We start from the raw sequence: 24792 nt of genomic DNA, 5'->3' as shown, positions 1-24792 counted from the left end.
ATTGATAGATCCACGTCACATCTTTGAACTTGGGAAACCCCTGCAGATCGCCTTCTCGGCTACTTCTTCAAGCTACTTGATTAAGAATCGTGGCAAGTCTGAACATTAGGTAACGAGCGTCTCCAGTTCTAGCAGAATAAGTTGCTATTACTCATCGATGCCTAGGGAAAATTGGTTGCTCTCAGTCGGCGCCAGATGCTCGGCCTACGCGGCGCGTGCGGACTTGGTATACTCATGTGTGCGTTCGTCGCAACAGTTTGATATCTATGTAACCATATTTTACCTGCGTAAACATGTCAATGTAGACAACTTGGCTAATTAGTTGCGGCAGCGAACGGGAATGTGTCAAAGTTGCGAAGATTAGAACTTTGTGAAACCCCGTACAACGCTCTAAATTCAGCCGTATGTTTGCGATGTCCACCGAAGCAACCTGGAGAAAGCGTGAGCATCAATCCGTTTGATGATGACAAGGGAAGCTTTTTCGTCTTGGTCAACGACGAGGAGCAGCACAGCCTGTGGCCGGCTTTCGCCGATGTGCCTGATGGCTGGCGTGTGGTATTCGGTGAAGCTGACCGCGCTGCCTGTCTGGAGTACATCGAACAAAACTGGACCGATATCCGGCCGAAGAGCCTGCGCGAGAGATTGGCGCAGGGTGGGGGTCTTGGGCGCTGAACCTTCGGAGAGGGGGTAGGCGAGTGTTGGAGTCTGAAGACGGGGCGTTACCGCTTTCGCGCGGACAATTGGATATCTGGCTTTCACAGGAAAGCGGTCTGGTTGGTGCGGAGTGGCAGCTTGGGCTTTTAGTTAGGATCGAAGGAAGAGTAGAACGAGTTCTACTTGAGCGGGCCGTCCGTCAGGCGATCTGTGAAGCCGAGCCTGCGCGGGCCGCCTTCTTTGAGGTCAATGGTGAGATCGTTCAGAAGGCGATTGACCATTCGGAGCTCGTATTGGCCTTCCACGACGTACGAGATTCGGAAGATCCTGTCGAGCACGCGCGCCAGATCGCCTCGTCGATCCAACGCACGCTGATGCCTTTGTCCGATCAACTGCTGAAATTCGCGTTGATCCGGACTGCGGACGACGAATACCACATGTTCGGGTTGTGCCATCACATCAACCTGGACGGCCTGGGCATGGCGATCGTGAGCCGCCGGATAGCGTCGATCTACTCCGCGCTGGTCACGGGGGAACCGATTCCCGAGGCATACTTCGGCACCCTGCAGGATTTGGTCGATCTGGAGGCGGAATACGAAGCGTCCAGCGATTACGCAGAGGACCGGGAGTACTGGAGCCACAACCTTCCACCGGACAGCGGGCTCGATCCTCGGCCGCCGCATGCTCATGAGGGCCATGAGGGCTACACCCCCTCCGCGACGGTTCAGGTCGATGACGCCGTCGTGGATCAAATCAAAGACTTGACAAAGGTTTTGCGTGTTCGCCGGTACTCGGTTATCACGGCGGCCTGTGCGCTGTTGGTGCGCGGCTGGTCCACGAGTGGGTCGGAGGTGGCGCTTGATTTTCCGGTCAGCCGCCGTGTTCGCCCCGAGTCGAAGATGCTCCCGGGCATGCTGGCCGGCGTGGTGCCACTGGTGCTCAGTGCTCCGCCGGAATCCACGGTCGCCGAATTCTGCCGACACGTTGATGTGCGCATTCGCGAGCTGCTGAAGCATCAACGGTTCCCCGCGCACATTCTCGATGGCGGCGAGTTCGGTCTCCGGGGCCCTCGGCAAGCGGGAAATCGCGTCGCCATCAACTTCATTCCCATGAGACTCACCTTGGACCTCGCCGGTGTGCCCGCCACGGCGAGTTACACCAACCACGGTCCCATGGGGCATTTCGGACTCTTCTTCATCGGAGCCAGTGACCAACTACTCCTGAGCACATCGGGCGACGGACTGCCGTTCTCGAAATTCGGAGTGCCTAACCTGGCGGAGCGGTTGCAGCGGCTCTTATCGGAGATGGCGGCTGACCCCGATCGACGGCTTTCTTCACTGAATTCTCTGGTCGACGACGAGCTCGAGAGTCTGGCTGAAGTCGGTAACAGGGCGGTTCTGGCGGGGTCGGTCGCCACGCGCGTATCGATTCCCGAACTGTTCGCCACGCGGGTGGTCGCCGATCCCGATGCTGCGGCGCTGACCTTCTCGGATCGCACCCTGACGTACCGCGAGCTCGACGAGGCCACTGATCGCCTGGCGAATCGGCTCGCGGCTCAGGGCGTGGGCCCCGGCGAGCGGGTGGTCTTGCTGTCGGAGCGGTCGGCCGAGGCGGTCATCGGAATACTGGCCGTGTTGAAGACGGGGGCGGCGTATCTGCCGGTCGATCCGGCGGTGCCTGCAACGCGGCTGGAATTCATCATCGGTGATGCAGCGCCGATCGCCGCGCTCACGACGTCCGATCTCAGAGCGCGCCTGGACGGTTTCGACCTCACCGTCATCGACCTGGGTTCCCCTGCGGACGACGTCCAATCCGGGGTGGCGCCGTCGGGCCCCACGCCAGATGACATCGCCTACATCATCTACACCTCGGGCACCACGGGAGCTCCCAAGGGTGTTGCCGTTACCCACCACAGTGTCACCCGGTTGATGTCGTCGGTGGACGCTGGTCTGCCCAATCCCGGTGTGTGGCCGCTGTGCCACTCGCTGGCATTCGATGTTTCGGTGTGGGAGATCTGGGGCGCATTGCTGCGTGGTGGCCGGTTGGTCGTGGTGCCGGAATCGATCACCGCCTCACCCACGGACTTCCATGACGTCTTGGTGGCCGAGCAGGTCACCGTCCTAACCCAAACTCCGTCGGCCGTGGCGATGCTCTCGCCCGAAGGTCTGGAATCCACCGCGCTCGCGGTGGTGGGTGAGGCGTGCCCGGCTGCGGTCGTCGACCGCTGGGCACCCGGCCGATTGATGATCAACGCGTACGGTCCGACCGAGACCACCATGTGCGTGGCGATCAGCGCGCCTCTCAAAGCAGGGTCTCCAGACGCCGTTGTTCCCATCGGTTCGCCGGTGCCCGGAGCCGCGTTGTTTGTGTTGGACACCTGGATGCAACCAGTGCCGGCGGGCGTTGTCGGCGAACTGTATGTGGCCGGTGACGGCGTCGCGTGCGGGTATATCGGGCGCCCCGACCTGACCGCCTCCCGGTTTGTCGCATGCCCGTTCGGAGAACCGGGTACGCGGATGTATCGCACCGGGGATCTGGTGCTGTGGGGCGACGACGGCCAGCTGCAGTACCTTGGTCGCGCCGATGAGCAGGTCAAGATCCGCGGCTACCGCATCGAGCTCGGCGAAGTGCAAGCCGCGTTGAGCGCACTCGACGGGGTTGATCTGGCGGTCGCGATCGTGCGCGAGGACCGCCCCGGTGACAAGCGCCTGGTCGGCTACATCACCGGTAGCGCCGATCCAGCCGAAATCCGTAGCATTCTTTCCAAACGCCTTCCGCCCTACATGGTTCCGGCCGCAGTGGTAGTGCTTGAGGCGCTGCCGCTGACGTCCAACAACAAACTTGACATCCGAGCTTTGCCGGCCCCCGAGTACGGCAGCCTCGCTGCGGAATACCGGGCTCCCGGTACCGCGGTGGAAGAGATCCTCGCCGAGGTCTATGCGCAGGTGCTCGGTGTCGAGCGCGTCGGCGTCGACGACTCCTTCTTTGATCTGGGCGGCGACAGCATTCTGTCGATGCAGGTGGTCTCCCGTGCCCGGGCGGCCGGAGTGCTGTGCCGACCGCGCGATGTCTTCATCGAGCAGACCGTGGCGCGGTTGGCCGTCGTGGCCGAAATCTCCGGTGGTGAAGCCGATGTCATCGATGAGGGCCTTGGTCCCGTATCGGTCACACCGATCATGCATTGGCTGCGGGACGTCGACGGTCCGATCGACCAGTTCAACCAGACACTCGTGGTCCAGGCACCATCCGGTGTGACCGAAGACGATGTGATCGTCGTGTTGCAGGCATTGCTGGATCGACACCCAACCCTGCGGTTGCGTGCCGAAGGCGACGACGGACAGTGGTCTCCTCTGATCCCGGATATCGGAGCGGTGGACGCCCGCGATTGCCTTCATGTAGTCGACGCGTTGTCAGAAGAGTCGTTGGTGGCCGCGCGGTCTCGATTGAATCCGGCCACCGGGTCGATGCTCAGCGCGGTGTGGGCGCCCGGGACAGCGCAATTGGCATTGGTGATTCATCACCTGTCTGTCGACGGGGTGTCATGGCGAATCCTGCTGGAAGACTTGAATATCGCGTGGGCGCAGCATCACGGTAGCGCTGAGGTAGAGCTGCCGGCCGGCGGGATGTCGTTCGCGCGCTGGTCCGAGCTGCTGGCCGAGTATGCGCAGTCCGCCGATGTGGTGGCGCATGCCGGCGCCTGGCGACAGGTGTTGACCACCCCGGCCAGGGTCCCCGCTGCGCAACCCGAGCGCGATACCTATGCCAATGCCGGGCGACTGTCGGTGTCATTGGACGCCGAGACGACGCGGCACCTATTGGGTGATGTGCCCGGGGCTTTTCATGCTGGGGTGCAAGACATCCTGTTGATCGCCTTCGGCCTGGCCTGGAATGAATTCCTCGGGACCCGGGGCGCGCCCATCGCGTTCGACGTCGAAGGCCACGGCCGCCAGGAGGAAATCGGCGAGGCCGTCCACCGCAGAGTCGATCTGTCGCGCACGGTCGGCTGGTTCACCACCAAGTACCCGGCTTCGCTGGAGCTGGGGGAGCTGTCCTGGGCGCAAGTGGTCGCGGGCGAGGCCGCCCTCGGCCCGGTGATCAAGGCTGCCAAGGAACAGCTGCGTGCGCTGCCCGATGGACTGACCTACGGACTGTTGCGCTACCTGAACTCCGATGTCGACGTGACCGGACCCGAACCGACAATCGGGTTCAACTACCTCGGGCGCTTGGGTGCGGGAGCAACGGACCTGTCTGAGGACTTCTGGCGGATAAGCCAAGACAGCTTGTCGATGACCGATGTGGCTGCGGCGATTTCGATGCCGTTGGCGCACGCGGTGGAGCTCAACGCCGGCATCCTTGAGACAAATTCGGACCTCGGCAGCGGACCCGAGCTACGAGCCAACTGGACGTGGGCTCCCTCGGCGATGGACGGTGCGCAGGCCGATCGCTTGAGCCAGTTGTGGTTCGAGGCGCTGGTGGGCATCTGCGCCCACGTGCGTTCCGGCGGTGGCGGATTGACGCCATCTGACCTGGCGCCGGCCCACCTTACCCAGCAGCAGATCGATGCCCTGGTGCAGCAGTACGAGATCGCGGATGTGCTCCCGCTGACGCCGCTGCAGCAAGGGCTGCTTTTCCAAGCCGGATTCGCAGAGGCCACAGGGGATTCCACCGAGGACGACGTCTACGCGGTGCAGTTGGCGCTCACGGTCACGGGCGCCCTGGATGCGAATCGCCTGCACGATGCAGTGCATTCGGTGGTCAAACGCCACCCGAACTTGGCCGCACGCTTCAGTGAGGAATACGGGGAGCCGATACAGGTCATTCCGGTGGAGCCCGTGATCGCTTGGCAACACGCCGAATTGAACAACGACGACGCCGATGAGCAAGTAGAGCAATTGTGTGCGGCCGAACGTGCCGCGGTCTGCAGGCTCTTCACCGAGCCGGTATTCCGGGCCACGCTCATCTCCGGGCTCGGCGATGCTGGGGAAAGCAAGCAGCGCCTGGTGCTGACCGCCCATCACATCGTGATCGACGGATGGTCGTTGCCAATTTTGCTGCAGGAGATCTTCGGCGCCTACTACGGGCGGCGACTGCCTTCGCCGGCGCCCTACCGCAATTTCGTCACTTGGTTGGCGGGACAGGATCGCGTTGCAGCGCAGTCGGTATGGGGGAAGGCTCTCGACGGATTCGAGACGCCGACGCTGGTGGGTTCCCTCGCTACCGCGGGTCGCCGGGGAGTCGCGTCGTACCGGATTTCCGAAGACATCACCCGGTCTCTGTCGGAGCTGGCCCGTGCGCAGCGCACCACGGTCAACACGGTTCTGCAGGCCGCGTGGGCGCAAGTGCTGACCTGGTTGACCGGTCACCACGATGTCGCGTTCGGCACCGCGGTCTCGGGTCGATCCGTCGACCTGGCCGGGGCGGACTCGATGGTCGGTCTGTTGATCAACACGGTGCCGGTGCGCGCGAACATCACCGCGGCCACCACCGTCGCCGATCTGCTGGACCAGTTGCAGCGCATGCACAATGACACCGTTGAGCACGAGCACCTGGCGCTCAACGAGATTCATCGCGCAATCGGTCTGGATCGGCTCTTCGACACGCTGTTTGTGTACGAGAACTATCCGATCGACGCCGGCGCGCTGTTGGGCGCGCACGAGTTGGGCATCACCGATTTCACCAGCCGCGAGTACAACCATTACCCGCTGTCGGTTGTGGCAATGCCGGGCGAAGAACTGGGCTTGCGCGTCGAATTCGATACCGATGTCTTCGAGCTGCCCGAAGTCGAGACCGTTGTCGACAAGTTGCGTCAGGTGCTGGCGGCCATGGTTGCCGATCCGGCCACCCGGCTGTCCTCCATCGATCTGCTCGACGCCGGTGAACATGATCGGCTGGATCAGTGGGGTAACCGCGCGGTGCTGACCCGGCCAGAGCCGGCATTGACTTCGATCCCGGAACTCTTCGCCGCGCAGGTCGCTCGTGCTCCGGAGGCGATAGCGATCACGTGCGGTGAACGCTCTTGGAGCTACGGTGAATTGGATGCGACGGCGAACCGGTTGGCGAATCACCTGGTGACCCGTGGCGCCCGCCCCGGTGAGCGCGTGGCGCTGCTGCTGCCCCGCACCGGTGAGGCAATCGCGGCGATCCTGGCCGTTCTCAAGACCGGGGCGGCGTATCTACCGATCGACCCGGCGCACCCGGATTCGCGTGTGGAGTTCGTCGTGGGCGATGCGGCGCCGATCGCCGCGGTCACCACCGCGGAGCTGCTGCCGCGGCTCGCCGCATCCGGTGTGCCCGTCATCGACATCGACGATCCGGCCGTGGGCCAGCAGACCGATGCCGCACTGCCCGTTCCGGCGGTGGATGACATCGCCTACATCATCTACACCTCGGGAACGACCGGCGCTCCCAAGGGTGTGGCGGTAACCCACCGCAACGTCGCCCAGTTGCTGGAATCTCTGGACGCGGAACTGAATTTGGGTCAGGTGTGGACGCAGTGCCACTCGCTGGCCTTTGACTATTCGGTGTGGGAGATCTGGGGCGCCCTGTTGTACGGCGGCCGGTTGCTCATTGTGCCGGACGCGGTTGTCCGGTCTCCAGAAGACCTGCACGCCTTGCTTGTCAGCGAACAGGTCAGCGTGTTGAGCCAGACGCCCTCGGCCTTCTATGCGTTGCAGACCGCGGATGCGCTGCAGCCCGAGGTGGGCCAGCAGCTCAAATTGCAGACTGTGGTGTTTGGTGGAGAGGCTCTTGAGCCACAGCGTCTTTCGCCATGGTTCGACAGCCACCCGGGATTGCCGCGCATGATCAACATGTACGGCATTACCGAGACCACGGTGCACGCCTCGTTCCGGGAAATCGGTGATGGGGATGTGGACAGCAACAGCAGCCCGATCGGCGTGCCGTTGGAGCATCTCGCCTTCTTCGTATTGGACGGCTGGCTCCGTCAGGTGCCGGTCGGCGTTGTCGGTGAGTTGTATGTGGCCGGCTCCGGCCAGGCCAGCGGATATCTCGGACGTTCGGATCTGACGACAACTCGTTTCGTCGCATGCCCGTTCGGCGCGCCCGGGTCTCGGATGTACCGCACCGGAGACCTGGTGCAGTGGGGTGAAGACGGGCAACTGCGGTACGTCGGACGCGCCGACAAGCAGGTGAAGATTCGTGGGTACCGCATCGAACTCGGTGAGGTTCACGCGGCGCTGGCCCGTGTGGAAGGTGTGGACCAAGCGGCGGTGATCGCGCGTGAGGACCGCCCCGGTGACAAGCGTCTGGTTGGCTACATCACCGAATCGACCGCCGGCACATTGGACCCCACCGTGGTGCGCACGACACTGTCCGAACGCCTGCCTGCCTATATGGTCCCCGCCGCCGTGGTGGTCTTGGGGTCGATGCCGTTGACGGTCAACGGCAAGCTGGATACCCGTGCCTTGCCGGCACCGGAGTATCAGGATGCCGATCATTATCGGGCGCCCGCGGACGCGATCGAGGAGATCCTGGCCGGCATCTACGCCCAGGTGCTCGGCGTCGAGCAGATTGGTGTGGACGACTCGTTCTTCGACCTTGGCGGAGACAGTATTTCGTCTATGCAGGTGGTGGCCCGTGCTCGGGCCGCCGGTCTGCTGGTGCGGCCGCGTGACATCTTCGTAGAGCAGACCGTGGCGCGGCTGGCCCAGGTCGCCGCGTTCGCCGACGCCGAAAACACGGTCGTAGATGCGGGTATCGGAGCAGTGGTCGCCACCCCGATCATCCGCTGGCTTCAGGGGCTTGGTGGCAAGGTCGACGAATTCAACCAGACTGTGGTGTTGCAGGCTCCGGATGGCGTCACCGAAGACGACGTGGTGACGGTGCTGCAGGCGCTGCTGGATCGGCACGCCACCCTGCGGTTGCGCGCGGAAGACGACGGCGGTCAGTGGTCGCTTCAGATACCGGAGGCGGGAACGGTAGACGCCCGCGAATGCCTACTCGCGGTGCAGACCCTCACCGATGAGGCTTTGCGCCAGGCCCGATCGCGGTTGGACCCCGCGGCCGGCTCGATGGTCAGTGCGCTGTGGGAGAGCGATAACAGCCGACTGGTGCTGATCATCCACCACCTGGCTGTGGATGCGGTGTCGTGGCGAATTCTGTTGGAAGACTTGAATATCGCCTGGGCTCAGCATCACGGTGGGCGGCCGGTGGAGCTGCCTTCGGGCGGCACGTCATTCGCGCGCTGGGCGACATTGCTCGACCAGCACGCGCATGCGGCCGACGTGGTGGCATTGGCAGATACCTGGCGTCAGGTGGAGGAGACTCCGGCCGCATTGCCGGCGGTGCACCCCACGATGGATACCTATGCCAGTGCGGGGCAGTTGTCGGTATCGCTGGACGCCGACCTCACCCGGGAGCTCTTGGGTGACGTGCCCACCGCGTATCACGCCGGAGTCCAGGACATCCTGCTGATCGCATTCGCGCTGGCGTGGAACGAGTTCCTCGGTTCGGCCGGCGCTCCGATCGGCATCGACGTCGAAGGCCACGGACGCAACGAGGAATTCGCGGGCGATGCGGATCTCTCCCGTACCGTCGGCTGGTTCACCAGCAAGTACCCGGTGTCGTTGGCGGTGGGCGAGCTGTCCTGGGCGCAAGTGGTGGCCGGTGACTCCGCGTTGGCGCCAATCATCAAGGACGCCAAGGAACAACTGCGTGCCCTGCCGGCTGGGCTGACCTACGGCCTGTTGCGGTATCTGAACCCGGATGCTGCCGTGGCGGGACCGGATCCGTCGATCGGCTTCAACTACCTGGGCCGGCTCGGGGCAGGTGGCGCCGATCTATCCGACGATCTGTGGCGGATCGACCAGGACGGGGTGTCCATCACCGCCGCTGCGACATCGGTCCCAACACCGTTGGGGCACACCGTCGAACTCAACGCCGGTGTGATGGAAGACGCGGACACGGGCCCGCGGTTGCACGCGACGTGGACGTGGGCGCTGTCGGCATTGAGTCACGACCAGATCGACAGGATCAGTCGACTCTGGTTCGACTCGCTGGCCGGCGTCTGCGCGCATGTCCGTGCCGGCGGCGGTGGACTCACTCCTTCCGATGTCCTTCCGGCACAGCTGAGTCAGCAGCAGATCGATCAACTACACGAGCAGTATGAGATCGCGGATGTTCTGCCACTGACACCGCTGCAGCAAGGGTTGCTGTTCCACTCGAATCTGGCGCCCGAGGCCATGGACGGCAGTGACGACTTGTACGCGGTGCAGTTGGACGTGGCGCTCAGCGGCCCGCTCGATCCGAAGCGGCTGCAAGAGGCCGTGCGCACCGCGATCAAGCGTCGTCCCAATGTGGTGGCCACGTTCTACGAAGACTTCGGTCAACCGCTGCAGCTCATCCCGGCCGATCCTGAGTTGGCATGGCAATTCCTAGAACTGGACGGAGATGTCGAGGGGCAGGTCGAGCGGCTGGCGGCGGCGGAGCGGGCAGCGGTCTGTGATCTCGCCGGTCAACCGGCCTTCCGCGCGGCGCTGGCCCGGACCGGCGCAGACCAATACCGATTCCTGCTGACCAATCACCACATCGTGCTCGACGGATGGTCAAAGCCGATCCTGCTGCAGGAGATCTTCGCGAGCTACTTCGGCGAACGCCTGCCCGCTCCGGTGGGCTACCGCAGGTTTGTCACCTGGCTGTCAGGGCAGGACAACAGCACCGCCCGATCGGCCTGGAGCAAGGTGTTCGACGGTTTTGAAACCCCGACCCTGGTGGCACCGCCTGGACGAATGGTGCTGGGCCGCAGAGGTGTTGAGTCGTTCGTGGTGTCAGCCGAGACCACTTCGGCCCTCGGCGAGTTGGCGCGCTCCTGCCGCACCACGGTCAGCACCGTGTTGCAGGCCGCATGGGCTCAGCTGTTGATGTGGCTAACGGGTCAAACCGATGTCGCGTTCGGTACCGCGGTATCGGGCAGGCCGACCGATCTCGTCGGGGCGGAATCGATGGTGGGTCTCTTGATCAACACGGTGCCGGTCCGCGCGACCATCACCTCAGCCACCACGATTGCCGACCTGCTGAACCAGTTGCAGGGTGCTTACGGAGACACGCTGGAGCACCAGCACTTGGCGCTCAATGAGATTCACCATGCCGTTGGGCATGACCAGCTGTTCGACACGATGTTCGTGTACGAGAACTACCCCATTGACACGGCCGCACTGTCGCGCGTGCACGAGTTGTCCATCACCGGGTTCAGCAATCGCGAGTACAACCATTACCCGCTGGCGGTTCAGGCCACGCCGGGTCACGAGTTGGGACTTCGTGTTGAATTTGACACCGATGTCTTCAACGCCGTCCGAATTGGAAAGTTGGTCAAGAGGTTCCAGCGCGTGCTGGAGGCCATGACGTCCGATGTCAAAGGGAAGAAGAAGGAGCCAACATGAGCGCCGATCCCACCCGGACTTTGTTGTCGATGGATCTTCTCGACGACGACGATCACGACCGGCTCGACGAATGGGGTAACCGTGCGGTGCTCACCGAGCCCACCGCCGAGCCCGTCTCGATTCCGGTGCTGTTCGAAGTCCAGGTGGAGCGCGCGCCCGAGACCGTTGCGCTGGTGTGCAGGGACAGGTCCTGGACCTATCGCGAGCTGGACCAGGTCACCAACCGCATCGCACATCTGTTGGCGGGCAACGGTGCGGGCCCGGGAGAGGTTGTGGGGCTGCTAGTTCCGCGATCGGGTGAGGCGATCATCGGACTCTTGGCGGTACTCAAGACGGGGGCCGCGTATCTGCCCATCGACCCGGCACACCCCGACGAGCGCATCAGGTTCATGGTGTCGGATGCGGAACCGGTGGCGGTACTGACCACGGCAGATTTGGGCTCGCGATTCGATGGGCTTGATGTGCGGGTGACCGAAATCGACGATCCCCTCATCGACGGCCAGCCCAGTTCTGCGCTGCCCGTGCCACAGCCCGATGATCTCGCGTACATGACCTATACCTCGGGCACCACCGGTGTTCCCAAAGCGGTTGCGGTTACTCACCACAATGTCACCCAGCTGGTGGACGCGGTACGTGCCGATCTACCCGCCGGACCGGGCGAGGTCTGGTCGCAGTGGCATTCGTTGGTCTTCGACGTATCGGTGTGGGAGATCTGGGGCGCACTGCTGCACGGCGGTCGCTTGGTGGTGGTCCCCGAATCGGTGGCGTCTTCACCGGATGATCTCCACGAGTTGTTGATCAACGAGAAGGTCAGCGTCCTGTGCCAAACCCCTTCGGCGGCAGGGATGTTGTCGCCGGAACGGCTGGAGTCGACGACCCTCATCGTTGCCGGCGAAGCCTGCCCGACAGAACTCGTGGACCGATGGGCCGCGAGCGGGCGCACGATGATCAACGCCTACGGGCCGACCGAAGCCACCATCTATGCGGCGATGAGTGGGCCTTTGACGCCGGGTTCGGATGTGGCGCCCATCGGTTCGCCTGTGCCCGGAGCGGCGCTGTTCGTGTTGGACAAGTGGCTGCGGCCGGCACCCGAGGGCGTGGTCGGTGAGCTGTACGTGGCAGGCAACGGCGTGGCTCCCGGCTACGCGCACCGATCCGGTTTGACGGCATCGCGCTTCCTGGCCTGCCCATTCGGGGGCCCGGGGTCACGCATGTACCGCACCGGCGATCTGGTGCAGTGGGGTGAGGACGGGCAGCTGCAGTACCTGGGCCGAGCCGACGAGCAGGTGAAGATCCGTGGATATCGCATCGAGCTCGGCGAGATCCAGGCGGCACTGGCGCGCCTAGAGGGCGTGGAGCAGGCGGTGGTGATCGCCCGCGAGGACCGCCCCGGCGACAAGCGCCTCGTCGGATACATCGTGGGAACCGCCGATCCGGTCGAGGCGCGCACCGCGCTGGCCGAGAGGCTTCCGGCATACATGGTTCCCGCGGCGGTGGTGGTCCTGGAGACGCTGCCGTTGACGGTGAACGGCAAGCTGGACAAGAAGTCTCTTCCCGCACCCGAGTACCGCAGTGTCGGTGCCGAGTACCGCGCACCGTCCGGACAGGTCGAGATGATCCTGGCCGATATCTATGCTCAGGTCCTCGGGGTAGACAGGGTGGGCGTCGACGAGTCGTTCTTCGATCTCGGTGGCGACAGCATCCTGTCGATGCAGGTGGTGTCGCGTGCGCGGGCGGCCGGGGTGCTGTGCCGACCGCGTGACATCTTCGTCGAGCAAACCGTAAGCGGAGTGGCCGCGGTGGCCACTCTCTCGGACGGTCAGGCCGGTGTCGTCGACGAGGGCGTTGGCCCTGTATTGGCCACCCCGATCATCCACTGGCTCCATGGTGTGCAGGGCCCTGTCGACCAGTTCAACCAGACGATCGTCCTGCAGGCTCCAGCGGGCGTGACCGAAGACGATGTCGTCATCGTGCTGCAGGCACTGCTGGACCGCCATGCCACGCTGCGGTTGCGTGCCGAGAAGGACGGCGCCTCCGATACGGGAGTGTGGTCGCTTCTGGTGCCAGAGGCGGGCACGGTGGATGCGCGTGAATGCCTGCGCGTCGCCGAGAGTTTGTCCGACGCGGAGCTGGTGGCTGCCCGCTCTCGTTTGAACCCGGCGGTGGGGGCCGAGCTGAGCGCGGTGTGGGTCCCCGACACCCGACAGCTTGCGCTGATGATCCATCACCTGGCTGTCGACGGTGTCTCGTGGCGAATTCTGTTGGAAGACCTGAATATCGCCTGGGCGCAACACCACGGCGGGCAGCCGGTAGAGCTGCCGGTAGGTGGCACCTCGTTCGCCCGTTGGGCCACGCTGCTCGACGAGCACGCGCGCTCGGCGGACGTGGTGGCCACAGCCGACGCCTGGCGGGAGGTGGCGGCGGTTCCCGCGGCGTTACCGGCGGTCCTGCCCGAGCTGGACACCTACGCCACGGCCAGAACGATGTCGGTGTCACTCGACGCGGAGACCACCCGAGAACTCCTGGGAGAGGTCCCGGCGGCGTTTCACGCTGGGGTGCAAGACATTCTGTTGATCGCGTTCGGATTGGCCTGGAACGAATTCCTGGACTCCACCGCCGCGTCGATCGCCATCGGCGTCGAAGGTCACGGACGTCACGAGGAACTGGCCGACGACGTCGACCTGTCGCGCACCGTCGGCTGGTTTACCACCAAGTATCCGGTGGCGCTGAGCGTCGGAGGGCTCTCCTGGAAGGAGGTCGTCGGCGGGGCCGCGGCTCTGGGGCCGATCATCAAGGGAGCCAAGGAACAACTGCGCACCCTCCCGGATCCCTTGACCTACGGCCTACTGCGTTACCTGAACTCGGACGTGGATCTGTCCGGCCCGGAACCGACCATCGGATTCAACTATCTGGGACGCCTTGGCGCTGGTGCCGCGGCTCTGAGCGACGACCTGTGGCGGATCAACGAGGACAGCCTGTCCTCGGCGGGTGTCGCTTCGGCGGTGTCCATGCCGCTGATGTACACGGTGGATCTCAACGCCGGCATCGTGGAGGGCGGTCTCGGCGAGGAGTCCGGCGCACATCTGCGTGCCGGCTGGACGTGGGCGCCGTCGTCGGTCACCGAGCCCCAGGTGCAGCGGCTGAGCCAGCTGTGGTTCGAGGCGCTCGCCGGGATCTGCGCGTATGTGCGCGGCGGTGGTGGCGGTTTGACCCCGTCCGATATCGCACCTGCGCGGCTGAGCCAGCAGCAGATCGACGAGCTGCACGAGCAGCACAAGATCGTCGACGTACTGCCGCTGACGCCCATCCAAGAAGGCCTGCTTTTCCACACCACCTTCGCGCGCGCCGCGGGGGCGCTGGACGGTGACTCGGAGGGAGTCGACTTCTACGCGGTGCAGCTCGACATCACGGTGACAGGTCTTGTCGACCAGCTGCGACTCCGCGACGCGGTTCACTCCGTGGTCCGGCGGCATCCCAACCTCGCGGCCCGCTTCTGCACGCAGTTCGGTGACCCGGTACAGGTGATTCTGGCCGACCCCGTGATCGCGTGGCGATACCTCGACCTCCGGGGTGACGATCTGACTCCCGACGAGGAGATTCAGCATCTCTGCGCTGCCGAGCGGGCGGCGGTCTGCGACCTCGCCGATCGGCCCACGCTGCGCGCGGCGTTGATCCGCACGGAGGGGAACAAGCACCGGTTCGTCCTGACGTTCCATCACGTGGTGATCGACGGCTGGTCATTGCCGATCCTGTTGCAGGAGATCTTCGCAAGCTACTTCGGCCACCGGCTCCCGGCGCCGTCGTCGTATCGCAGTTTCGTCAGCTGGCTGGTCAACCAAGATCTTGATGCGGCACGTGCGGCCTGGGGCAAGGTGTTGGACGGTTTCGACACGCCCACTCTCGTCGCTCCGCCGGCACCTCCAGGGGCCAGAGGTGTTGAATCCTATCGGGTTTCGGTCGAGACCACACAGGCTCTTGCCGACCTGGCGCGGTCTCAGCACACCACGATCAGCACAGTGCTGCAGGCGGCGTGGGCGCAGCTGCTCATGGTGGTGACCGGGCAGGACGACGTCGCGTTCGGGACGGCGGTGTCGGGCCGGCCCGCAGAGCTTGCCGGATCGGACTCGATCGTGGGATTGCTCATCAACACGGTGCCGGTGCGTGCGCGTGCCACCGCGGCCACCACGGTGTCCGAGCTCTTGGGGCAGTTGCAGAGTGCTCACAACGACACTATCGAGCATGAACACCTGGCCCTCAACGAGATTCACCACATCGCGGGCCACGAGCAGCTGTTCGACACCCTCTTCCTGTACGAGAGCTACCCGATTGACACCAGCGCGTTCATGGGCGCACAGGAACTGGCCGTCACCGAGTTCGTCACCCGCGAGTACAACCACTATCCGCTGTCGGTGATGGCGCTACCGGGGCATGAGCTGGGCATCCGGATCGAATACGACACCGACAAGTTCGATGTGGAGGGCATCGAGGCCGTGTTCGAGCGGTTCCAGCGGGTACTGGTCTCCATGGTTGCCGATGCCGGACAACGACTTTCGTCGCTTGATGTCCTGGAGGCCGCTGAGCACAAACAGCTCGACGGCTGGGGTAACCGCAAGGTCTTGGCCCGGGACGCGGAGCCGGTGTTGTCCATTCCGGAGGCTTTCGCCGAACAGGTGAACAGAGCCCCCGAAGCGGTCGCGCTGACATTTGACGGTCGCTCGACGACGTATGGCGAGCTCGACGAGGCCGCCAATCGGTTGGCGAACCTGCTGTCGGTCTACGGCGCGGCTCCGGGTGAGTCGGTGGCACTGTTGATGCCACGCTCCGACGAAGCGATCGTGGCGATTCTCGCGATTCTCAAGACCGGTGCCTCCTATCTGCCGATCGACCCCTCGGTACCGGACACGCGGCTGGAGTTCATGCTGTCCGATGCCGTGCCGATCGCGGCGGTCACGACGGCCGAGCTGCGTGCACGATTCGAAGGCTCCGGGGTGGCGGTTGTCCAGTTCGACGACGCCGACGACGACCCGACCGGCGCCATCTACGGTCATACGCCATTGCTCACTCCGGCGCCCGACGACGTCGCCTACACGATTTACACGTCGGGAACGACCGGTGTGCCCAAGGGTGTGGCCATCGCGCACAGCAACGTGACCCAAGCGCTCAAGTTCCCGCTCACGCACATGCCCACGGGGCCGGGCGAGGTGTGGACGCAGGCAGGGTCCCTGGTCTTCGACATCACGGTGTGGGAGATCTTCGGTGCACTGCTGCATGGTGGCCGATTGGTGATCATTCCGGATTCGGTCGTGCGCTCGCCCGACGATTTCCGCGAGTTGCTGATCCGTGAAAAGGTCACCGTCTTGTTCCAAACCCCGTCGGCGGTAGGCATGTTGTCGCCGGAGGGCCTGGACAACATGACGCTGATCGTCGCCGGTGAAGCGTGCCCCACCGAAGTGGTGGACAAGTGGGCGCCCGGACGCGTGATGATCAACGGTTATGGTCCGACGGAGACGACGATCTATGCCACGTTCGGTGAGTTGATCGCCGGTTCGGGTGTGGTGCCGATCGGTGTTCCGGTGCCCGATGCCGCGTTGTTCGTGTTGGACCGGTGGATGCGGCCGGTGCCACCGGGTGTTGTCGGCGAGCTGTATGTGGCTGGACTCGGTGTCGGCCTCGGCTATGTGAAGCGCCAGGCACTGACCGCGTCACGGTTCGTCGCGTGCCCCTTCGGTGAGCCCGGGACGCGGATGTATCGCACCGGGGATCTGGTGCGCTGGGGTGCCAACGGTCAGCTGGAGTATCTGGGCCGCGCCGACGAGCAGGTGAAGATTCGCGGCTTCCGTATCGAGCTCGGGGAGATCCAGGCGGCTCTTGCCGAACTTGACGGGGTGGAGCAGGCGGCGGTGATCGCCCGCGAGGATCGCCCCGGTGACAAGCGTCTAGTCGGGTATTTCATCGGGACCGGTGAGGTGGCCGAGCTGCGCAGCGCACTGGCAAAGAGGCTGCCGCCCTACATGGTCCCGGCCGCGGTGGTGCGGCTGGAGGCCTTGCCGCTCACGGTCAACGGCAAGCTCGACAAGCGTTCGCTTCCCGCACCGGAGTATGACGATGCGGCCCGCTACCGTGCGCCCGCCAACGCCGTCGAGGAGACGGTGGCCGGCATCTATGCGCAGGTGCTGGGCGTTGAGCGTGTCGGCACCGATGATTCGTTCTTCGACCTCGGCGGGGATTCGATCTCCGCGATGCGCGTGGTCGCGGCGATCAACACGTCTTTCGACGCTCAGCTGGCAGTCAGAACGCTGTTCGAGGCACCGTCGGTGCGAAGCCTGAGCGTGTATTTGGACGGCGCGGACGGCTCTGCGACGGCCGGGCCCACCTACGCGTCCGTGCATGGCCGCGGTGCTTCCGTGGTGCGGGCAAGCGACCTCACCTTGGAGAAGTTCATCGACGAGGAAACGCTGAAGGCAGCCCCGACGCTGCCGCGCGCCGATGAGGGTGTGCGGACAGTGCTGCTGACCGGGGCGACCGGATTCTTGGGCCGCTACTTGGTGCTGCAATGGCTCAAGGAACTGGAAAAGGTCGACGGCACGCTGATCTGCCTGGTGCGGGCCAAGTCCGACGAAGAGGCGCGGCGCCGTCTCGACAAGACCTTCGACAGCGGAGACCCGGAGCTTATTCGGGTGTACGAGGCGTTGGCCACCGACCGGTTGCAGGTGATCGCCGGGGACAAGGCCGAACCCGCCCTGGGGCTGGAGCAGGAGACCTGGCAGCGGCTGGCCGATACCGTCGACCTGATCGTCGACTCGGCGGCCTTGGTCAACAGCGTGTTGCCATACAGCGAGTTGTTCGGGCCCAATGTGGTGGGTACGGCCGAGCTGATCCGATTCGCGGTGACGTCAAAGGTCAAGCCCTACACCTACATTTCGACGGCTGATGTCGGGCGTGAGATCGAGAAGTCGATATTCCTCGAGGACGCCGACATCCGCGTCATCAGTGCCACCCGCCCCGCCGATGGCAGCTACGCCAACGGTTACGGCAACAGCAAATGGGCGGGAGAGGTGCTCCTGCGAGAGGCCCACGAGCACCTCGGCTTGCCGGTCAAGGTGTTTCGCTCGGGCATGATCATGGTCGACACCAGTTACGCGGGGCAGGTGAACGCTTCGGACACCGTTGCCCGCATGGTGCTCAGCATTGTTGCGACGGGTGTCGCGCCGCATTCGGTCTATCGGCTCGGCGAGGACGGCAATCGGCAGCGTGCGCATTTCGACGGGCTGCCCGTGGAATTCGTCGCCGAGGCGATCGCCACGCTGGGAGGTCAGGCCGCCGAGTCACGAGAGGGCTCGGCCGGTTTCGAGACCTATCACGTGATGAATCCGCATGACGATGGCATCGGAATCGACGAGTACGTCGACTGGTTGATCGATGCAGGTCACCCGATTGAGCGCATCGAGGACTTCGACGAGTGGGTGGAGCAGTTCGAGTCCCGACTGCACGCCTTGCCGGACCATCAGCGCCAGGGTTCGGTGTTGCAGATGCTGAAGATCCTGCAGGATCACGGTTGGGATGGTCAGCCGCCGGAACCCTCGCGTGGACCGATGGCGCCGGCGGATCGTTTCCAGGCGGCCGTTCGCCGCGCGAAGATTGGATCTGAAAACGACATTCCGCAAGTATCGGCCCCGATCATCGCGAAGTATGCGAGCGACTTGCAATTGCAGGGATTGCTTTAGCGCGCAGAAAATAGCGGAAACTCCGACGAAGTAGTTCCGTGACGGTTAATTCGATTGGGTCATGTCCTGTCGGAATGGATATCTGTCTATCTAACGCGCCCAGTGCAATTCGGGTGAATTCGGCAGGAGATGCCATTCACGAGCAAACGGGGTAGGGTTGGGGTTATGTGGCGCGAACTGTTGGGGTTGGCATTTCTGATGTCACTGAATCCGGTGCTGCTCGGTTTGATCCTGGTGGTGATTTCCCGGCCCCGGCCCGTGCAGAACTTGCTGGCGTTCTGGGTTGGTGCGCTGATGGTGAATGTGCCGTCCTTTGTGGTTGCGCTTTTCGCCTTGCATATGGTGCCGAGTTTCGCGTCCTTCGCCAAGAATCTTGCGACCGCCGACCCGGGCTCATCGGTCAAGCCTCTTCAACTGGGCACCGGCGTGCTCTGCGTGGTGGTGGCGGTCTGGATTGCGGTGCGGCTTCGGTCGCGTCAGCGCGAGCCCGTGGCGGCGGGGGCCAGTGGTGATTCCTCGGTCTTGGTGCTGGATCCCGAGGCCCCGGCCGCCGAAGCCCGTCCTGCGGGGCGAGTCAAGGGTGCCGTTTCCGCTATCGCATCGGTATTTCGGCGTGTTCTGCACCGAGGCAAAGGCGCATGGGAGAACGGCGCCTTGTGGGTGGCGCTGGTGCTCGGAATCGGATACATGCCGCCGCCGCCACTGGTCTTGCTGGTGGACACCATCATCGTGGGTTCGGGGGCCGCGATCGGCACACAGGTGATTGCCACCGTGGTGTTCGTCTTCGCCATGCTCGCCGTTTTCGAGATCGCGTTGATCAGTTATGTGATTGCCCCAGGGAGAACCCAGGCGGTGCTTGAACCGATCCATAACTGGGCTCTCGCCCATCGGCAGCTGGTATTGCTGGTTCTCTTCGCTGTGGTCGGGATATGGCAGGTACTTACCGGGGTTGGCATCGTCTGATCGCCGATCTAGCTGCCCCGGAATGTCTTCCGGTAATGGGTGGGGCTCATGCCAAGCCCACGCCGCAGGTGGTGTCGCAGATTGGCGGCCGAGCCGAGGCCGGATCGTCGCGCCACCTCGTCCACCGCGAGGTCATGTGATTCCAAAAGCGCCCTGGCGCATTCGACACGCTGCTGCCGAACCCAGTCACCGGGGGAGAGGCCGGTTTCGTCGCGGAAGCGCCGGTTGAAGGTGCGCATGCTCATTCGGCAGCGTTCGGCGAGCTGCTGCACGGTCAGCGGTTCGGTAAGGTTCGCCATCGCCCAGTGGCGGGCGGATGCCGTTGAATCCCCGGTACATTCGGGAAGCGGACGGTCGATGAACTGGGCTTGGCCGCCTTCCCGCCAGGGCGGCACCACGCAATACCGGGCCACGTCGTTGGCCAGCACGGTGCCATGATCTTGCCGAATGATGTGCAGGCACAAGTCGATTCCTGAAGCCAGTCCCGCAGAGGTCAGGATGTCGCCGTCGTCGACGAACAGCACGGTCTCGTCCAGTAGGACCCGCGGGTACAGCGTGCGAAAGCTGTCGGCCATGTGCCAATGAGTGGTGGCTCGACGGCCGTCGAGCAGGCCCGCGGCGCCCAGCACGAAGGCGCCGGTGCAGATGGACACGATGCGGGTGCCCGGTCGGATGGTGTCGAGAGCGGAGCGCAGATCCTCTGCCAGCTCACCCCGCATCCGCGCGGGCGGGTAGCGGGTGCCAGGAATGATGACGGTGTCCGCTCGGGCCAGCGCGCCGGGTCCCTCCTGCGGGGTGATTGTGTATCCCGAGGTGGTCTGAACCGGGGCGTGTGCCAATCCGCAGGTGATGACCCGATAGCGGTCGGCACCGGCCTGGCCGAATGCCAGTGACGGGATGGTCGCGTCGAAACCGATCAGCGGCTCCAGCATCAGTACGGCCACGGTGTGTGCCATGGCACGATCTTTACACCTATTGGCATTTATGCCAATTGTGCGAGTCGGCGTCGTCGGTCAACCTTGGCGGGTGACCCAGCATGTGGTGCCCGAAACGCCCGCCCGCCGCGGACCGCATCCCGGTTGGATCGTCGCGGCGGTGGCCTTTGTGGCGGTATTGGCCGCGGCCGCTTTCCGCTCGGTTCCCGGCGTTCTGATGGATCCGCTACATGCCGAGTTCGGCTGGTCGCACGGCACCATCGGACTGGCGATGTCGATCAACATGACGTTGTTCGGGCTCACTGCGCCGTTCGCGGCCGCGTCGATGGACAAGTTCGGCGTGCGGCCCGTGCTGGCGGCGGCGTTGACGCTGATCGCCACGGGCACGTTCCTGAGCGCCTTCATGACCGCGTCCTGGCAGCTGCTGCTGCTGTGGGGTGTGCTGGTGGGCGTCGGTACCGGTTCGATCTCCATGGGATTCGTGGCCACGGTCGCGACCAGGTGGTTCGTCGCCCGCCGCGGACTGGTCACGGGTGTCTTGACTGCTGCCAGCGCCACCGGCCAACTGATCTTCCTGCCCTTGGTGGCCGTGGTCACCGGAGCCTGCGGGTGGCGATGGGCATCGGTGATCGTGGCGGCGTCAGCGCTTGCAGTGGTTCCCCTGGTGGTGCTTTTCATGCGAAATCGGCCGGCGGATAAGGGAGTTGGTCCCTACGGTGCCGGCGTCGACGAACCGGGGAGCGCTCCAGTGGTTCGGGGTGGGTTCCGGGCGGCCTTCGACGGGTTGGTGATGGGTTCGCGGCAGCCCGTCTTCTGGTTGTTGGCGGGAAGTTTCGCGATCTGCGGTATGACCACCAACGGACTGATCGGCACCCATTTCATTCCGGCGGCGCACGACCACGGGATGCCCGCCACCATGGCGGCGAGCCTGCTCGCGCTCATCGGAGTCTTCGATGTCGCCGGGACGGTGTTCTCCGGGTGGCTCACCGACCGGATAGATGCCCGCCTGCTGCTGGGCATCTACTACTTCGGGCGCGGGATCTCACTGATGTTGTTGCCCGCCTTGCTGTCTCCACGAGCGGAACCATCCACATGGGTATTCATCATCTTCTACGGACTGGACTGGGTGGCCACCGTGCCGCCGACCATCGCGCTGTGCCGCAAGTACTTTGGCGAGCACACGCCCGTGGTGTTCGGATGGGTGTTCGCTTCGCATCAGCTCGGGGCGGCGGTCGCGGCGGCCGGTGCGGGGTGGCTGCGCGATCAGCATGGCAGTTACGACACCGCGTTCCGGTTGGCCGCCGGGCTCTGCGTCATCGCGGCGGTGATGTGCCTGTCGGTGCGGGATCGGCAGTCAGGTGATCAGCATGTCGAGATAGGCGACGTTAACGGCGATCGGAGCCCAGATGTTTCAGTACCTGCGCCATAGGTAGCCCTGCATCACTCCGAAGGTTCCCTGCACCGCCACGATCGTCGTGAGACCGGCGCCTGCACCGCCGATAACTCAAATAGGTTGGGAGCAATGCGATCGCGCATCGGCATGAACTGTCCGGTGCCGCGGTGTAAGGGTGTGTGATGATCGGGGCGTGAGCACCGAACCGAGCACCGGCCTCGACAAAGACATGATGCCGGTGCCCCATGCGCATCCGCACGTCTTCGAGAGTCGGTGGCCGGTTCGCATGGCCGACGTCGACAAGAACCAACGTCTGCGGTTGGACGGGGCCGCCCGGCACATCCAGGACATCGGGTGGGACCACTTGCGCGGGGTGGGGGCCGAGGAGACCCACCCATTGTGGATCGTCCGTCGCACCATGATCGACGTCATCAAACCCATCGATTTCAACGAGGCCCTGTGGTTGCGCCGGTGGTGCTCGGCCACCTCCAATCGGTGGTGCCAGATGCGGGTGCGGCTCGACGGGCGCGACGGCGGCCTCATCGAATCGGAGGCGTTCTGGATTCACGTCAGCCGTGAAACACAGGGGCCGGCCCGCATCGAGGACGACTTCCTTGCCACCGTCGCCTCCACCACTGACGTCGATCGGCTGCGGTGGAAGCCCTACAACAAACCGGGCAACCGGGAGACCGCGACGGATATCCGAGACTTCCCGGTGCGCTTCACCGACATGGACCTGTTCGACCACATGAATAACTCCGTGTACTGGAGCATCGTCGAGGATCACCTCTCGCGGCACCCGGAGCTGCTATCCGGTCCCTATCGGGTAAGCCTCGAGCATGACTCCGCAGTTTCGCTGGGAGACAAGCTCGAGATCATCACCAACGTCTATGCGGACGGAACCGAGCTCGGTGTCCCCGGTCGCGGTGTTACAACGCTCACATATGTCGTTGGCAACGAGGTGAAGGCTCTCGCCTCGATATTCGCTCGATAACTAGACGCCGTGTCGGTCGTTTAACAGTACGAGCGTTCTGAACAGGGGATTGTTGGTTACCGGCCGGTAGCAACAGTACGGGCGTACGATTAGCCGCTTCGCAAGATTAGCAAAAGGCTGTTAATACCTAGCGAAAATTGGCATCGAGAGCGGGTGGACCTGCGCATATGGTCTGTGACATCGTCGTAACAGTCAACGCAGTGAACGTGCCTGAGCGTTAACAATCTGTCCGTGGCAGAAAATCGGACAGCCAAACGTCAGGGCAAGTAACAGAGGAGCACCAATGTCGAATGTCGGCAAGCCGCGCACCGCGGCCGAAATCCAGCAGGACTGGGACACCAACCCCCGCTGGAAGGGCATCACCCGCGACTACACCGCCGCCCAGGTCGAAGAGCTGCAGGGCAGCGTCGTCGAGGAGAACACCCTGGCCCGCCGTGGCGCGGAAATCCTGTGGGACGCCGTCACGAAGGACGACGACTCGTACATCAACGCGCTGGGCGCGCTGACCGGCAACATGGCCGTGCAGCAGGTCCGTGCCGGTCTCAAGGCCATCTACCTGTCGGGTTGGCAGGTCGCCGGTGACGCCAACCTCTCCGGCCACACCTACCCCGACCAGAGCCTGTACCCGGCCAACTCGGTGCCGGCGGTGGTTCGCCGCATCAACAACGCCCTGCTGCGTGCCGACGAGATCGCCCGCGTCGAGGGCGACACCAGCGTCGACAACTGGCTGGTGCCGATCGTCGCCGACGGTGAAGCCGGTTTCGGTGGCGCCCTGAACGTCTACGAACTGCAGAAGGCCATGATCGCCGCGGGTGCCGCCGGTACCCACTGGGAGGACCAGCTGGCCTCGGAGAAGAAGTGCGGCCACCTCGGTGGCAAGGTGCTGATCCCCACTCAGCAGCACATCCGCACCCTCACCTCCGCCCGCCTGGCCGCTGACGTCGCCAACACCCCGACCGTCGTCATCGCCCGTACCGACGCCGAGGCCGCCACCCTCATCACCTCCGATGTGGACGACCGCGACAAGCCGTTCGTCACCGGTGAGCGCACTTCCGAGGGCTTCTACAACGTGCAGAAGGGCATCGAGCCCTGTATCGCGCGTGCCAAGGCCTACGCTCCCTACGCCGACCTCATCTGGATGGAGACCGGTGTGCCGGACCTCGAGGTCGCCCGCAAGTTCGCCGAGGCCGTCAAGGCCGACTTCCCGGACCAGCTGCTGTCCTACAACTGCAGCCCGTCCTTCAACTGGAAGCAGGCGCTGGACGACTCGACCATCGCCAAGTTCCAGAAGGAACTGGGTGCCATGGGCTTCAAGTTCCAGTTCATCACCCTGGCCGGCTTCCACGCCCTGAACTACTCGATGTTCGACCTGGCTTACGGCTACGCCCGCGAGGGCATGACCGCCTACGTCGATCTGCAGGAGCGCGAGTTCGCGGCCGAGGCTCGTGGCTACACCGCCACCAAGCACCAGCGTGAGGTCGGCGCCGGTTACTTCGACCGGATCGCCACCACCGTGGACCCGAACACCTCGACCGCGGCGCTCAAGGGCTCGACCGAAGAGGGCCAGTTCCACTAAGCCCCCAGCCGAGCAGACGCAAAGGCACCCGACACATCGGGAAGACACGCGCTTTCGCGACTGCTCGTCGAAGGAAATGACTCTCGGTGTGACCCACTGAGTTGACAGCACAGGCCCCGCCCACGTATCCCGTTGGGCGGGGCCTGTGTGCTGGAT

Annotated in this window: 8 protein-coding genes; 7 read left to right on the top strand and 1 reads right to left on the bottom strand. The window is 64.2% G+C overall.

Annotated elements, in window-relative coordinates; all coding sequences use genetic code 11:
- Window positions 1-441: 441 nt before the first annotated feature.
- The 4 genes from MYCSP_RS19425 (at window position 442) to MYCSP_RS19410 (ending at window position 19738) form a co-directional block, all read left to right on the top strand.
- Window positions 442-672, top strand: a complete 231-nt coding sequence (locus tag MYCSP_RS19425) for an MbtH family protein (protein ID WP_005062145.1) — start codon at window positions 442-444, stop codon at window positions 670-672.
- A gap of 74 nt (window positions 673-746) precedes the next feature.
- On the top strand, window positions 747-11051 hold the full coding sequence (locus MYCSP_RS19420) for an amino acid adenylation domain-containing protein (protein WP_407661711.1): 10305 nt from the start codon (window positions 747-749) through the stop codon (window positions 11049-11051).
- The gene (locus tag MYCSP_RS19415; protein WP_088414790.1) at window positions 11048-18775 is read left to right on the top strand and encodes a non-ribosomal peptide synthetase; all 7728 of its coding nucleotides are present in this window, start codon (window positions 11048-11050) and stop codon (window positions 18773-18775) included. Before MYCSP_RS19420 ends, MYCSP_RS19415 begins: the two co-directional genes overlap by 4 nt.
- Window positions 18776-18940: 165 nt before the next feature.
- Window positions 18941-19738, top strand: a complete 798-nt coding sequence (locus tag MYCSP_RS19410; RefSeq protein WP_070909154.1) for a GAP family protein — start codon at window positions 18941-18943, stop codon at window positions 19736-19738.
- 8 nt (window positions 19739-19746) lie between these two features.
- Here MYCSP_RS19410 and MYCSP_RS19405 read toward each other — a convergent pair whose 3' ends face one another.
- Window positions 19747-20694, bottom strand: a complete 948-nt coding sequence (locus MYCSP_RS19405) for a GlxA family transcriptional regulator (protein ID WP_088414788.1) — start codon at window positions 20692-20694, stop codon at window positions 19747-19749.
- 28 nt (window positions 20695-20722) lie between these two features.
- On the opposite strand from MYCSP_RS19405, the gene MYCSP_RS19400 reads away from it, so the two are divergent.
- The 3 genes from MYCSP_RS19400 to aceA all read left to right on the top strand — a co-directional run bounded on the left by MYCSP_RS19400 (window position 20723) and on the right by aceA (window position 24636).
- Window positions 20723-22102, top strand: coding sequence for an MFS transporter (locus tag MYCSP_RS19400; RefSeq protein ID WP_088414786.1), 1380 nt, complete (start codon window positions 20723-20725; stop codon window positions 22100-22102).
- Window positions 22103-22295: 193 nt separating this feature from the next.
- A complete protein-coding gene (locus MYCSP_RS19395; protein ID WP_162266385.1) occupies window positions 22296-23060 on the top strand; it encodes an acyl-[acyl-carrier-protein] thioesterase in 765 nt (254 codons plus the stop codon).
- A 283-nt stretch (window positions 23061-23343) separates the two neighbouring features.
- Complete coding sequence (gene aceA / locus MYCSP_RS19390; RefSeq protein ID WP_030096386.1) at window positions 23344-24636, top strand: isocitrate lyase; 1293 nt, start codon at window positions 23344-23346, stop codon at window positions 24634-24636.
- Window positions 24637-24792 lie beyond the last annotated feature (156 nt).

Source organism: Mycobacteroides saopaulense (assembly GCF_001456355.1).
GTDB lineage: Bacteria > Actinomycetota > Actinomycetes > Mycobacteriales > Mycobacteriaceae > Mycobacterium > Mycobacterium saopaulense.
Note: the sequence above shows the minus strand (reverse complement) of the source record. Positions and strands in the feature narration are given on the sequence as shown.